Raw genomic sequence first — 14845 nt, forward strand, 5'->3', positions numbered from 1 at the left:
GCAGAAAAATTAGCCATAAAAAACACCCCGTAAATGTTAGTTTGGTGTCTAACATTTACGGGGCAGTTCAACTCGATGAAAGTTGAGTTTGTCTACAGTTTTTTATGGCTTGTACAATTTGGACGTTGCTTTCCACTCCAGGCACTCGCTTTCCGCGGGCGGTCCGGGAGCCTCCTCGGCTTTCGCCTGCGGGGTCTCCCCTGGACACGCTTTTCCCGCAGGAGTCTCGTACCTTCCGTTCCAATCAACTTTGTTTTAACTTTTAGATAGAACACTTTTGCCTAGAGTCATTTTTGTTTTAAAATAGAAGTATTAGAACCTGAGGTAATGAGGATGCTTTCTAAACATGATTCTATTCAGCGAAATCAACTTGAATAGAGGCTGCCATTGACTTCACTTTCATTTATGACTTGGTGAAAGATATGTAATCAGTAGGACGCCCAAGTTATTGATCCAGTTATTTTAATTAAACTGACTTTCATTCAATATTCCTTCGGTATTCGTTCCATGCGTAAAATGATTGAAGAAGTTGAAACAAATATGGCTTACCGTTGGTTCTTAGGTTATGGTTTCCATGATAAAGTACCTCCTACTCCACGTTCGGGAAAAATTATAAGCGACGCTTTAAAGATACAGAACCTGTTTGAACAGATTTTCAATCGCATTTTAATGACAGCTACTAATAAAAAGTTAATAAGTGCTGAACACGTTTTCGTGGATTCCACACATGTGAAAGCCAGTGCGAATAAACGGAAGTTTGAAAAGAAAACGTCTTCAAGAAGAAATCATTCCAGATCGTGAAAACCATGGAATTACAAGCTACCTATTTAAGAGAGAAATCATACCCGCTTTACATTATACACATCCTCGCACAAACTTCCGCAAACAGGACTATGTCGATGAATATATTGATTGTTACCTTCGCCCTTCGGGAGAGCTATTAAAGTACTCAACAACAAATAAATAGGGCTATCGCGAGCATAAATCCCCAAAACACATCTGTGCAACATGCTCATTTTTATCTCGGTGAACAGAAAGCAAAGACGGTCAAAAAGTGGTGACTCGGCATATCTGGCATACATATGTGGAAGAAGCAGATCATCTGCGTCATCATCAAGATGTAAAACCTATATATGCGAAACGTAAAGAAACGATTGAGCGTGTATTCGCAGATGCAAAAGAAAAGCATGGTATCCGTTGGACTTCTTTAAGGGGACTTAATAAATTGTCGATGCAGGCGATGCTTACTTTGGCTGCCATTAATTTAAAGTAGATGGCCATTTGGACATGGCAAGGTCCAAAAATGTTCTAACATAGTGGGCTCGTAGAGCCCCAATCTCTGAACATTGGGGGAAAATTCAATGGGAATTTCAAAAGGGGTTCGGAATTTTTAATTCCGAACCCCTTTTGCTTTATTTCGTTTTTGATTTTCTTATTTTCACTGCCCTTGTTACCGGTTGTTTTTTAATCCACTTTAAATATTTTTTTAATGCTTCATCATCTTTTAACAAAAGCAAGGTATTTAGTCGGATGGCCAGTTCTCGGTTTGAATACAGTGCGTGAATCTGTTTGTGGCAAGATTTACAGAGATAGGCTATGGGTAAATGGCTTCCGCCAAATTCTCTAGGTGTTAAATGATGGATGGTCAGTTCTATCTCATCCCTGTCACAAAGCTCACAAGTACCTATCATTACATTACTCGGCCAATTATGGCTTTACGGATTTTCCTTCTTCAACAATATGAAACATCAAATGGGCAAGATGATGGATTGGTCCGTACTCTTCATTGTCATCATCTTCTTCATCCTCCACTTCCACTTCATCCATCCCTTGTAAATAAAGTGCCATGAACTCATAAAAATCATTTTTAGTAAAGGAGTAACAATCACTTGGATCCTGATTATCTTCTTCATACTGTAAAACTAGATGGGATAAATCACCCTCATCATCTTCAGCATCAAAAAATACGAAATAACCGATATTTGTATCCAGTTCAAATAATCTGCGAAATCCGCGTGATGTTGCTTTTTCAAACTCAGCCGACGTCAATTTTTGCACTTGCATGCTGTCTACATTATCTTCTTGATGAAAGCCCACGATAAATGTGTTCATAATCAAACCTCCTGTTGAATATGGATAACCATTAGTATCCCCATTTAACCGAATTTATTCCATTTAGAGGTTTGTTTCTAAAACGACCGGGCAATGATCGCTGCCCATGACATCGCAGTGAATGTTTGCCTCTATTAAAGAATCCGCCAGACGTTTTGAAACAATGAAATAATCGATTCTCCACCCAATATTCCGCTCCCTGACTTTTGCCATATATGACCACCAAGTATAAGAGCCTTCCTGGTCTGGATAAAAATGGCGAAATGTATCGATAAACCCTGAATCAAGTAATTCAGTCATCTTTCCACGTTCTTCATTTGTAAAACCGGAATTCCCTATATTGGGTTTTGGGTTTTTTAAGTCGATTTCCTGGTGTGCGACATTGAGGTCACCACAAAAGATAACCGGCTTCACCAGGTCCAGTTCCTTAAGATATTTTATCATCTCATCTTCCCATTCGAGACGGTAATTCAATCTTGATAAATCCCTTTTTGCATTGGGGGTATAAATATTCACCATATAAAAACTCTCGAACTCCAGTGTTATGATCCTGCCTTCCGGCTCCTCATCCAGCTCTCCTACACCATATTTCACTGAAAGCGGTTTTTCCTTCGTGAAAATGGCTGTGCCTGAATATCCTTTTTTCAGTGCATAATTCCAATATTGATGGTACCCTTCCAACTCAAGTGAAATCTGCCCTTCTTGAAGCTTAGTTTCTTGAAGGCAGAAAATATCTGCATCCACGTCTTTAAAGTAATCTAAAAATCCTTTTTTAACACAAGCCCTAATTCCATTTACATTCCAGGAAACCAATTTCATATTCTCTTAAATTCTCCTTATGGCCAATTAATTTCTTTACATTTCAACTATACTATTTATCTGCTTTTTTTCCCATTAGAGTACATTCGAAAACAATCTGGCAAATGATTCTTTTGAACGTTCCAGTAAACCACGATTGTTATACCCGATAGGATCTAGTTTGTCACTATCCATCATATCCTCTTTGTAATGAGTGATGAGATCTTCAATGGTACGGCTGCCCATAAGAAAGACATTCACTTCAAAATTCAGGTGGAAACTCCTCATATCCATATTTGCCGTTCCTATGGAAGCCATATCACCATCTACGATAATAAGTTTCTGATGTAGAAAACCTTTTTTGTACGAGTATACCTCTACGCCGAATTGAAGCAGCTCACCGAAATAGGAGCGACTGCCGTATTGGGTTAAAAACCCATCATTTACTGCCGGAACCATGACCCTAACTTGTATCCCCTTAATTGCGGCATGTTTAATTGCTGCTTTAATCGCTTGATTTGGTACGAAGTATGGACTTGCAATCCAGATTGATTTTGTGGCGTTCGTGATAAGTGAATAGTAAAAGTCACTCATGATCCCCTGTTGTGTATCAGGTCCGCTCGCTACCACTTGGACAGCTCCATCCCCTTGTACCACTTTATTCTTGAATTCTGGACGTCCTTGCAATACATCTTCGCCGCTGACATATTCCCAATCCAAAAGGAAAACGGTATGAAGCATATATACCGCTTCACCTTTAAGGATCATATGTGTATCTCTCCAAAAACCAATGCTTTTATTTCGGCCTAAATATTCCTCTCCTACGTTTAAACCTCCTACAAAGCCAACTTCCCCATCTATGATGATGATTTTGCGGTGATTCCTAAAATTAAATTTTTGATTGAAAAAACCGTGTTTCAATGGCGAAAAGGGATAGGCTTTAACCCCTGCATTTTTCATCCGTTTAACCTCATTATTTGAGAGGCTTAAACTTCCTGCCGCATCAAAAATGAATAAAACCTCCACACCATTTTTTGCTTTTTCAATAAGGATATCTATAATTTCAGTACCAAGCCTGTCGGAACGAAAAATATAGTATTCAATATGGATGAATTTCTCAGCTTTTCTTAATTGTTTTATGATTTCTGTAAACGTTTCGTTGCCATTTTTCAATACTTCCGTTTTCGATGATGTACTAATGGTGGTCTCAGATGCATTTTTGGCAAAAGCTGCGAATGATTTCTGATGATCATTCAAGAACGATAAATCTGGAGAGGATACCCGTGTAACAAGACTCTTCCATTCTTCTCGATCTTTTTTCCTTTTACTTCGGAATAAATACCCCTTTAAATAGAGCTGACCTGAGAATAGATAAAATACATATCCAAATACCGGGAAAAACAAAAGCACATACATCCATAAAAGTGTCTCGTGGGCAAATCTATTTTCGAGCATTAGTGAAAATAGGGTGATAAACATGACCAAAATATATAATCCAATAAAAAATAGCTTCACGTCGAAGCTAACTGAAGTGAACAGGATCATATAAACTGAAGCAATTAATATAAATAAAAATACAATTTCCATCCTTCTTCTTTTCATCTTTTCATTCTCCTACACAGCAATATTTTATATATAAATATCATATACCCATATTTGATGGTAAAAGAAACAAAACACTTACGAAAACCATGTTCGCAAGTGCTTTGTGTATTACCTATCTAGTTATCACTTCATGACAGGAATCAAACTTTCATACAGCTCCATATACTTTAATGACGATGATGTCCAACTGAAGTCTAACTTCATTGCATTTTCGGCCATTTTCCTCCATCTTTTCGGCTGGAATTTGTACAGGCCAACAGATTGCTCAATTGTATGGAGCATATCGTGTGCATTATAATTCGTAAAACTGAAGCCATTGCCTTCACCAGTAAATTGGTTATACGGTATGACCGTATCACGAAGTCCGCCAGTTTCCCTCACTAAAGGCAGTGTACCATAACGCAGTGCCAAGAGTTGGCCGATACCACATGGTTCGAATTGTGATGGCATCAGGAATAAATCAGAACCTGCATATATCCTTCTTGCTAACCCCTCATCAAAATATGTATGGACTGAAACCTGATTTGGATATTGGTCAGCTAAATGACGAAATGCCGATTCATATTGCTCTTCACCCGTACCTAAAAGAATGAATTGAACTCCTTGTTTCATCATTTCATGAAAAACATGGAGAACAAGATCTATTCCTTTTTGATCAACAAGCCTCGTTACCATTGATAAAACCGGGACGTCATCATTGACAGGAAGACCCAGCGATTCCTGTAGCTGACGTTTATTCTCCATCTTACCCTCATAAGAATCGAATGGAACAGCAAGATGTTCATCTGCTGCAGGATTATATTCCTCATAATCGATTCCGTTGATAATACCTTTAAGTTCACCTTTTCTCTTACGTAAAAACCCATCCAGATTTTCCCCGAAATAAGGTATCTGAATTTCTTCCGCATAACTTGGGCTTACCGTTGTGACAATGCTAGAAAAAGCCAGGCCGGCTTTCAAATAACTTACATTCCCATGAAATTCAAGACCATCGATATTAAAATATAACTCACTCAAATCGAGTAATTCAGCTAATACAACCTTAGGATAAACTCCTTGATAGCGTAAATTATGTATCGTAAATATCGTTTTAATATCCTGATAGAATGGATGGTTATGATAATGGGCTTTCATCAAAACGCTGACAAGGCCCGTTTGCCAATCATGGCAGTGTATAACATCCGGTTTTTCTTCCAAATAGGGTAATGCCTCTAAAATGGCACGGGAAAAGAAGGCGAACCTTTCGCCATCATCGAAGAAACCATAACTACCATGCCTTTTGAAATAATATTCATTATCCAGAAAATAATATGTAATTCCGTTAGCAACAAGTTTTTCGATGCCACAAAATTGCTGGCGCCAGCCAACAGGAACTTCTATACTCGTCATATGTTCCAATTCCTGTTTGAATTGGTTAGGAAGATCCCCGTATTTAGGTAGGATGACACTTACATGGACTCCCTGTTTTTTCAGCGCTTTCGGGAGCGCGCCTATAACGTCTCCGAGCCCTCCCGTTTTTATAAAAGGGGCGCATTCTGAAGCAGCAAATACAACATTCATTGCCGCACCTCCTCTATCCTCTATTAAATTACTTCCGCTTTTTTTATTACAGTAGGCTGTTTTAAACCAATGACTGATTTTTCACTAGTAACTCTCACTTCTTTATCAGTTATGATATTTTCAACGATGGCTCCTTCTTCAATCACGCCTTTTTGCATGATGATGCTATTTCTTACTATCGCACCCTTTTTCACCTTTACCCCACGGAAGAGTATACTGTTTTCGACAATTCCTTCAATATCACAACCGTTGGCTATCAATGAGTTGGTAACCTTCGAAGAACTTGAATATTTGGTCGGTGCCTCATGTTTGATTTTCGTATAAACATCCCAAGTATCCCCGAAGAAAGAACGGATTACCGAAGGGTTCAGGAAATTCATATTACTGGCATGAAAGCTTTCAATCGAATGGATGAATGGCATATCACCTGTAAAGTTATAGCCTTTTACGGTAAAACGATGAAGATTTGCTTTCACAGCGTCTTTCAAAAAGTCATATTCCCCACTGTCAACACAGCTTTTGATCAAATTCACCAATAGCGATTTACTTATGATGAAAGTTTCTAGACAAACATGGTCACCAGGTCTAGGGATTGTATAAAAGCTAATGTCAGTTATGTCTTCATCCGAATCTACCGAGCAGGTGTGATAGATTGGTTTTTCAATCAATTCCCCTACATAATCCTTATATACCACCGTGATATCCGCTTTATGTTTTTTGTGATAATCAAGCACTTCATTAAAATCCAATTTGCATACATGGCTTCCTGGGGAAATGATGACAGTATCTGCCTCTGCACGTTCGAAAAAGCTGAGATGATCATAAAATTGCTTCATATCGCCTGTTACCGTTTCATCCGGATGGATAGGGGGCAAGATGTATAAGCCTCCTGAACGCCGATCCAAGTTCCATTCTTTACCTGAGCCAAGATGATCCATAACTGAAAGATACTTTTCTTTTGGGAAAACGGCTACTTTTGATACATCTGCATTAATGAGATTCGACATAGTAAAGTCAATCAAACGGTAGCGTCCACCAAATGGCACAGATGCTACATTACGGTGAGCAGTCAGTTCTTTTAAATGTTGTCTTTCATTGATTAAGTTTATAATACCCAACACATTTTCCATAGCATCTTCCCCTTTTTCTAGTTAAGAGTGATCTTTTTTTTGTTTGGATTGATAATGGTCTGATTTTCACCAATTAAGGTAATATCGGATGTCACCGCTGAATTGCCAACTACGGCACCATCTTCTATAACACAATTACTGGCTATGATGCTTCTTTCTATATGAACGTTTTTACCAATCGTGACATTAGGCATGATGACTGAATCTTTTATGGTTGAACCATAGCCCACCTGTACATTATAGGATAAAACCGAATGTTCAATGTTCCCATGTATCATGCATCCTTCATTGATAAGCGACTGACTGACCTCGGCATCCGGTGATATATATTGCGGTGGATGATTTGCATTACGGGCAAAAATTTTCCATTGCTGATCATTCAACTGGAAATTTGGCGTATCCTCCAATAAGTCCATATGTGCCTGCCAAAGACTTTCGACCGTTCCAACATCTTTCCAATAATCATTAAAACGGTAGGCATATAGCTTTTTTCGATCTTCAAGCATTTTTGGAATGATGTTGCTGCCAAAATCATTGGAAGAATTTTCGTCTTTTTCATCATTGATTAAATACCGTCTTAGGGTTTTCCAATTGAAAAGGTAAACTCCCATGGAAGCAAGATTACTTTTTGGGTATTTTGGTTTTTCGTCAAATTGTGTGACTTTATCATCATCATTAGTATTCATGATTCCGAAACGACTTGCTTCCTGCCACGGCACTTGAATGACCGCTATTGTTGCCTCTGCATTTTTTTCAATGTGATAATCCAGCATCTTACTGTAGTCCATCTTATAAATATGGTCACCAGAGAGAATCAGTACATGTTCCGGATCATAGTTATCAATGTATTGGATATTTTGATAAACAGCATTTGCCGTCCCTTTATACCATTCACCGCCTTCTTTCCCTTGATAAGGGGGAAGTACGGAAACTCCGCCAACATCCAAATCAAGGTCCCAAGCTTTGCCATTACCAACATAATCATTTAGAATCAATGGCTGGTATTGGGTCAGTACCCCAACCGTATCTATACCAGAATGAGTGCAGTTACTTAATGGAAAATCGATGATTCTATATTTACCGCCAAAGGGAACAGCTGGTTTTGCCAAACCAATTGTCAATTCGCCTAACCTTGAACCCTGGCCTCCTGCCAATAACATTGCTATCCATTTTTTCGCTCCCATTATTCGGTCACTCTCCCCCGTCTTTTTTTTGTTTGCTTCATAAAAATAGAAATGCCTAATGGAGGTACAGTTATTTCCATGCTGTATGGTTGATTATGGTATGGTATCTTTTTGACATTAATGGGTTCTTCATTGATCTGACCCGATCCTCCGAAAGCTGCTGAATCACTGCTGAAAACTTCAATATATTTGCCTTGCGATGGTACACCTATTTGATAGTGAGCATGAGCCTGTGCAGAAAAATTACAGACAACAATGCAATAATCGCCTTTGCGTTTACCTTTTCTCATAAAGGTGATGATACTTTGTTCACTATTGTTCGGATCGATCCATTCAAAACCTTCCTGGACATGATCCAGTCTCCAAAGGGAGGAAGTTTGGCTGTAAAAGTCCTGAAGGGTACGGAAGTAATATGCCATCTTTTCGTGGGATTCATATTCCAAAAGCAACCAATCCAATTGTTCCTCATCTTTCCATTCTATGAATTGGCCAAATTCTCCTCCCATAAAGAGAAGCTTCTTCCCAGGATGCGTCATGAAATACCCAAAAAGTAACCGTAAATTTGCAAACTTCTGCCAATAGTCACCTGGCATTTTATTTAATAATGACTTCTTGCCATGAACCACTTCATCATGTGAAAAGGGCAAGACGAAATTTTCTGAAAAAGCATAGAAAAATGAAAATGTTAAAAGGTTATGATGATATGGCCTTTCATTTGTTTCAAGTTTCATATAACGAAGGATATCGTTAGTCCATCCCATATTCCATTTGTAATTAAAGCCCAGGCCGCCTATATCGGTAGGTGAAGTGATAAGTGGCCGGTCTGTCGCTTCTTCAGCCATCATTAATGCATTGGGATATTTCTTAAAAACCACTTCGTTAAGTTTTTGTAAAAATTGTATGGCTTCAAGGTTTTCCTCACCGCCAAACTGGTTTTTCAGCTTGACCGGCAATGGATTATCATGATTCAAGTAAACCATTGACGATACCGCATCGACACGGACCCCATCAATATGGTATACATCCATCCAAAACATTACATTTGATATAAGGAAACTTATTACTTCTGGTTTAGTAAAATCAAAGTTGTATGTCCCCCATAACGGGCGATCTGCTCTCGTGTAATCAATTGGTTCATAGAGAGGCGTACCATCAAAACGGGAAAGTCCATGCGCGTCTTTACAAAAATGGGCGGGAACCCAGTCAAGGATTACACCTATGCCCTTTTGGTGGCAAAGGTTAATTAAATATTTAAAATCTTCCGGTGAACCGTACCGACTGTTTACGGAATAATAACCTGTGACCTGGTATCCCCACGATTTATCAAAAGGGTGTTCCATTATGGCCATGATTTCAATATGTGTAAAACTATTATCAATCACATATTCAACTAATCTATCAGCCAATTCACGGTACGAATAAAATTCACCATCTTCTTTCTGTTTCCATGTTCCTGGGTGCACTTCATAAATGGACATGGGTTTTTGATAAATATTTTCCTTTTTCCTATCGGCTATCCACTTCGAATCTTGCCATTCAAAATTATCCAGCCTTTTAATGACCGAAGCAGTATTTGGTCTGACCTCCGAATAAAAGGCATATGGATCGGCTTTTAGGATACGTTTATTTCCGGGTGTATGTATTTCATATTTATAAAGTTCCCCTTCTTGTAATCCTGGTACGAACAACACCCAGATACCTGAACGCTCGATCCGTTTCATCACATGATCTTTTCCGTCCCAATTATTAAAATTACCGACTACTGAAACTTGCTTGGCATGGGGGGCCCAAACGGTGAAGCGTACTCCTTCATTACCTAATGTTGTCACAATGTGTGCACCAAGCATTTTATAGCTTTCATAAAGGGTGCCTTCATGAAACAAATACAAATCGAAATCGCTTGGATAAATCTCTTGTAGCTGGTCAATAATTGTACTCAATAAAACCCCTCCATCAGTATTAACTCGATAGTATTTTACCCATCCTTCCCCAGTTATTATATATATTCGATGAAAATGATATTAATCCTTCAAATGGAGGTGAAGTTATTGTTATAAATAGCCGATTTTTTGTAAATTTAAACACTTTTTTAAAGAAAAAAGACATTTATTGTAAAAATATTATTATACCAAGAAAAACTCTTCCCTTTTTTTGGGAAGAGCTTTAAGGAATCCAGTATGAATGCTTCATGTTATTTGTTCATTTCGAATCATGGAAGTCTTCGTCAAGAATAAATAGGATAATGAGACTGACCATGCCAAAGGAGTATTCCCGTTTGGTATATTACTGCCTCCAATATATAACTCAGGAACTTCCCAATTTTCCGGAATGATCATTTTTGTTTTATCTATATATTCATTAACTTTGTTCATCATGCCAAGTTCAAGGTAGCATAAGCCCAACCATGGAAGCCCGAAACACCATTCCGCTTCTTGACCGTCATTATAATAAAGGTCCTTCTCATATCTAATGCAACCATTTGTTCTTTCTAGTCTTTCTGTGACATTCTTCAATATTTCAAGTGCTATTTCACGGTCTACCAGCCGATACGGATAAATCAACGATAAAAGGGCTAAATCCGTCTCTTTTGAATAACTTTCCCTTGGAAGCAGGAAACGAAGTGTTTCTTCTCCCTTTTTAATCAGTTCTTCCTTGACGTTTACCAGCATTTTGACTGAATTCAATCCAGCAACACATGCACCTATGCTTGAAGCGTGGATTTCTATATTTTCTTCCCACATCCCGTTATCTTCCGACTGCCAATATTGCAGGCATTCCAAGTAATTGACCAGCTTTTGGACAATTTCTAAATCACGTTGGTTTCTTATCACCTTTTTACCATGCCTATATCCTTCACCGACACCCCATAAAAAGGCACCTACCGCATCATTTTGGGCATGCCCCCACTCATCGGGCAGTTCTTTTAGCTCAGTGGAATACCTTGCATGGATATGTTCAAATAGAAACTGGGGTTTCTGCACCGTATGAATATCTATCTTCCACTCATAGGTTTGAAATAAGTCGAATAAAGCATGATATGCTTTTTCGTAACGATTGGACGGATCATTTATAAAAGGTATTACTGTATAAACGACATCCCTTATCCAGACATAATTATAATCTTCGGAAACGCTTGCAGTATATGCACCATTAGGAAGCCGCATGCGATCAAGAACCTCTAGGGCACCATTAACATTCATCAATTGAACACCTCCATAGTTATTTGCTTATTCCCATTGTAGACAGACTCCCGTTTTCTAAACGTTGGTTGTTTCATTTTCATTTAGAAGCGCTTTCATTTCTGCTAACCAAAACGACCATTCAGAAGTACATTCAACCTAGTTTATGTAATCACTGGCCATTTTGATAATCAAGCTTCCAATGTTCATTAAAAAGCGTCATTTGCCTAACCGTAATGAACGAACTCAAAAAGGTGCGGTTTATGAAATATGTTCTTGGGAAATGAAAAACCAGTAATGGCAATCCATTACTGGTTATATCGGCCTATCATTAAAATGTTTAGTAATCATTAAAAGAAATTTAGTAATTTCATCAAGGAAAGCAAGCCAATCATAACCGTAGCCAATCGTCTTCTCGTAAAAACGGCAGCCAGGAAAGCTGTAAAAAGATTCGGCCAAATCCAACCCATTATCCTAAAGTGAAAAGACCTGTTCTATATGCAAAAAGCGCCGCCATTAAGGCTACTTGCTGATGCTTTAGCCAATCGATGCCCTATTCAGGAATCTGCGCATTATTACTAAGCAACGCCAAAAGAACGATTCTAGGTATGAGCGAGCCTGTTAGCAAAACCGATACTTAGGTATCCCATAAAATAGGTATACAATTCTTTACTCCTTGGCAATAATTCACCATCATTGACCTCGGAAAAGCCACCGCTTTTCCATTTTAGCATTATCCTGACTCGTATAATTTCACCGTTGTTTTAATAAGTTTCTTCAATTGCTTTTCAGCTGGCGAAGCAGAATGGGCAACTCACTATATATTTCGATGATCTCACTTATCGGCATTCTAACTAAACCGCTGGAAGAAGGGGCAACGAATTCCATGGTCTCATTGGATGTGGTTTCTTCTTGCAGCCCCCATGAGATTTTTCGTAATTGACGATATTCCTGATAGACACCCTTTCCTACAAAACAGACAAGTTTAGGTTTATACTTTTTTATTTTCCTTTTTAATTGTTTCCTTCCTTTTATGTACTCTTCTTTAGTGATATCGTCCGCTCCTTTTGTAGGCCTGGAAACGATATTGGTAAAACCATAACCTAAATCCAGCAATGACGAGTCTTCAGTCGGTTCATATTTCCTTGGTGTCAGCCCGGACTCGAAGAGGATTTTCCAAAAGCGATTATTTGGATTCGCATAATGATGACCAGTCTCACCTGAACGAATGCTTGGATTGAAACCTACGAACAAAATATCCAAATTTCCCTTTAAATGATCAGAGATGCCTTCCATATTAAAACTCCTTTTCAAATTTGCTATTTAATCATTGTACAAAACTGAAAAATATTTAACTACCTTTTGAACGGTGACGGCTCCATAGTATGGGTGCATACCTGACAAATTGTATTTAGAAGACCTATTTCTCCTAAAACATTATGTTCGCCTTCACTGGACACACTGCCAGACATTTGATATGAATAGGATACCATAGTGGAGGTAAAGATTTTTTTCCAAGGAATAAACCGGTTTTTCCGATGTCCCGGCATAAAGCAAAAACCTGCATGCTTTTCAAAGCTTGCAGGGATTTAAATTAAAGGATATCCGCGATTTTTTTTCATGTACTCATCGTCGGAAATGACAGAAAGCTAAAGGACATTAAGAATATGGCTGAGTGCATTCAATTTGCCCATTCATTTTCTAGTAATGATTTGAAGACCAATTGTAGGCACGGGGAGGGTTATTGGGGAAACCAAGACAAGCGAAAGACCCGTTATTTCTGGTGGAAATCACGGGAATTTTTGGACGCTGAATTAGCCTCCATCAATCAAATGCCGATATCCAAACAGGCAGGGATTTAAATTCGATAGAGTAAAAGAAATAGTTCCTCCTATTATATTATGTGAAAGTGTAAATCACTCATTTGACCAGTAGGAGCTATAAATTATTGATTCTGCTTCTGTTCTAAAATCATTCAAATCTCTCCGATGGCTTACTTTAGTAAAGGGTACTATGAATTCTTATACATTGGAGTGATAAGTCTCTCGATTTTTAGGAACCTTTAGAAATGGTAATGAATCTATTAAATAAGATCAAGATCCTTTATTAAAACCGCAGCAACTTTATAGTCGCAATTCCATTTGGCAAACGACTTTACTCGTAGGCACATACATACCTACGAGTTTATTTACGCATCGGAATATGCTTCTTGTGTACATTCGCTTCTTTCAAACTCGGGAATCAGGAAACATTCTGGCGGTGTTCGATATGATCATGTTTTCTCGCATTGGCCATTTTATTGATGGTAAGAAGAATTCCAGAAAACCATATTATCACGATGCCAGTATAGATGTATATATGGGCTTCAATCGGAATCCATGTAGCTAATAATGTTCTTACATTGATTAAGATAATGAAACCGCCCACTAAAACACCCATTAATTGAGCAGGAAGCATCCTGACAAGCCAGGCTGCAATTGGTGCGGCAACCACTCCTCCAATTATCAACGCTACGACCCAAAGCCAATTGACAGCTTCCCATCCAAGAGAAATGATAAAGCCAAGACTTCCAAAGAAAGCAATGGCAAATTCGCTCGTATCTACAGTTCCTACAGCTTTTCTCGCCGTCATGCCTTTTTTTGACAATAAAACAGGTGTTGCAATCGGTCCCCAACCGCCTCCGCCTGTTGCATCACAAAAGCCTGCAAAAAGGCCTAACGGAATGGATTGTTTTGCTGTCAATGGCTTTACGGTTTCATTTTCCTTTGACGGTTTAAAAATAAATAAAAAGCGGAATAAAACGTATACACCAAGACCAAATAAAAATATGGCAATATACGGTTTTGCTAATTCGGCTGGCAGGTTACTCAGGAAACATGCACCTACAAATGCACCAACAGAACCTGGAATGATCAAGCGATAGACCATATTTTTATCAACGTTCCCAAACTTGATATGTGAAGCTCCGGATACTGCTGTGGTCACTACTTCCGATAAATGAACGGATGCTGATGCTACTGCAGGGGCAATCCCGAATGTCAACAATAAGGAAGTGGAACTCACTCCATACCCCATTCCAAGCGAACCATCAATTAATTGGGCTAAAAACCCGATAAAGGCCAAAACGATTAACTTTTTCATGACATTCCCCTTTTTTCACTAAAATAGAACCTATATCATCGACCCGATGGTACCGTTTGCCTGTATAAATCATTTAGATTTCCTTTAAGGCACAAAGAGGCACCTAACCAAAATGAAATGACATGTTGGTTAGGTG

Annotated in this window: 13 protein-coding genes and 1 pseudogene; 3 read left to right on the forward strand and 11 right to left on the reverse strand. The window is 38.6% G+C overall.

Annotated elements, in window-relative coordinates; all coding sequences use genetic code 11:
• Positions 1–374 precede the first annotated feature (374 nt).
• Both AC3WLU_RS24295 and AC3WLU_RS24300 read left to right on the forward strand, forming a co-directional pair.
• Positions 375–768 (forward strand): annotated as a pseudogene (locus tag AC3WLU_RS24295) (transposase); the annotation flags it as partial.
• A gap of 286 nt (positions 769–1054) precedes the next feature.
• The gene (locus AC3WLU_RS24300) at positions 1055–1273 is read left to right on the forward strand and encodes a transposase (protein ID WP_082854623.1); all 219 of its coding nucleotides are present in this window, start codon (positions 1055–1057) and stop codon (positions 1271–1273) included.
• 139 nt (positions 1274–1412) lie between these two features.
• Here AC3WLU_RS24300 and hlpB read toward each other — a convergent pair whose 3' ends face one another.
• From hlpB to AC3WLU_RS24350, 10 genes are all read right to left on the reverse strand, one after another.
• The gene (hlpB, locus tag AC3WLU_RS24305; RefSeq protein WP_413004082.1) at positions 1413–1691 is read right to left on the reverse strand and encodes an HNH nuclease-like protein HlpB; all 279 of its coding nucleotides are present in this window, start codon (positions 1689–1691) and stop codon (positions 1413–1415) included.
• A 16-nt stretch (positions 1692–1707) separates the two neighbouring features.
• Positions 1708–2112 (reverse strand): hypothetical protein, encoded by a 405-nt coding sequence (locus AC3WLU_RS24310; RefSeq protein ID WP_034306917.1) that lies wholly within the window; start codon positions 2110–2112, stop codon positions 1708–1710.
• Between the two features lie 63 nt (positions 2113–2175).
• On the reverse strand, positions 2176–2931 hold the full coding sequence (locus tag AC3WLU_RS24315; RefSeq protein ID WP_492598063.1) for an exodeoxyribonuclease III: 756 nt from the start codon (positions 2929–2931) through the stop codon (positions 2176–2178).
• A 75-nt stretch (positions 2932–3006) separates the two neighbouring features.
• Positions 3007–4512: a cardiolipin synthase gene (gene cls / locus AC3WLU_RS24320; protein WP_278089112.1), complete on the reverse strand. Its 1506-nt coding sequence runs from the start codon at positions 4510–4512 to the stop codon at positions 3007–3009.
• Positions 4513–4638: 126 nt separating this feature from the next.
• Positions 4639–6075 carry a glycogen synthase GlgA gene (gene glgA / locus AC3WLU_RS24325; RefSeq protein WP_492598064.1) on the reverse strand — a complete coding sequence of 479 codons (1437 nt, stop codon included), beginning with the start codon at positions 6073–6075 and terminating at the stop codon, positions 4639–4641.
• Between the two features lie 23 nt (positions 6076–6098).
• Positions 6099–7205 carry a glucose-1-phosphate adenylyltransferase subunit GlgD gene (gene glgD, locus AC3WLU_RS24330; protein WP_492598065.1) on the reverse strand — a complete coding sequence of 369 codons (1107 nt, stop codon included), beginning with the start codon at positions 7203–7205 and terminating at the stop codon, positions 6099–6101.
• 17 nt (positions 7206–7222) lie between these two features.
• On the reverse strand, positions 7223–8389 hold the full coding sequence (locus AC3WLU_RS24335; protein WP_057277564.1) for a glucose-1-phosphate adenylyltransferase: 1167 nt from the start codon (positions 8387–8389) through the stop codon (positions 7223–7225).
• Entirely contained in the window at positions 8389–10329 is a 1941-nt protein-coding gene (glgB, locus tag AC3WLU_RS24340; protein ID WP_492598066.1) for a 1,4-alpha-glucan branching protein GlgB, read from the reverse strand. The genes AC3WLU_RS24335 and glgB overlap by 1 nt, the downstream gene beginning before the upstream one ends.
• Before the next feature lie 246 nt (positions 10330–10575).
• A complete protein-coding gene (locus tag AC3WLU_RS24345) occupies positions 10576–11589 on the reverse strand; it encodes a glycoside hydrolase family 15 protein (RefSeq protein ID WP_492598076.1) in 1014 nt (337 codons plus the stop codon).
• 756 nt (positions 11590–12345) lie between these two features.
• The gene (locus AC3WLU_RS24350) at positions 12346–12864 is read right to left on the reverse strand and encodes a mismatch-specific DNA-glycosylase (protein WP_283928564.1); all 519 of its coding nucleotides are present in this window, start codon (positions 12862–12864) and stop codon (positions 12346–12348) included.
• A gap of 371 nt (positions 12865–13235) precedes the next feature.
• Between AC3WLU_RS24350 and AC3WLU_RS24355 the strand changes: the two genes are divergently transcribed.
• Entirely contained in the window at positions 13236–13430 is a 195-nt protein-coding gene (locus tag AC3WLU_RS24355) for a hypothetical protein (protein ID WP_492598067.1), read from the forward strand.
• Positions 13431–13809: 379 nt separating this feature from the next.
• Here the strand turns inward: AC3WLU_RS24355 and AC3WLU_RS24360 are convergent, their stop codons facing one another.
• Positions 13810–14709, reverse strand: a complete 900-nt coding sequence (locus AC3WLU_RS24360; protein ID WP_034306930.1) for a sulfite exporter TauE/SafE family protein — start codon at positions 14707–14709, stop codon at positions 13810–13812.
• Between the last annotated feature and the right edge of the window lie 136 nt (positions 14710–14845).

It is taken from the genome of Peribacillus sp. FW305-BF15 (assembly GCF_058783805.1).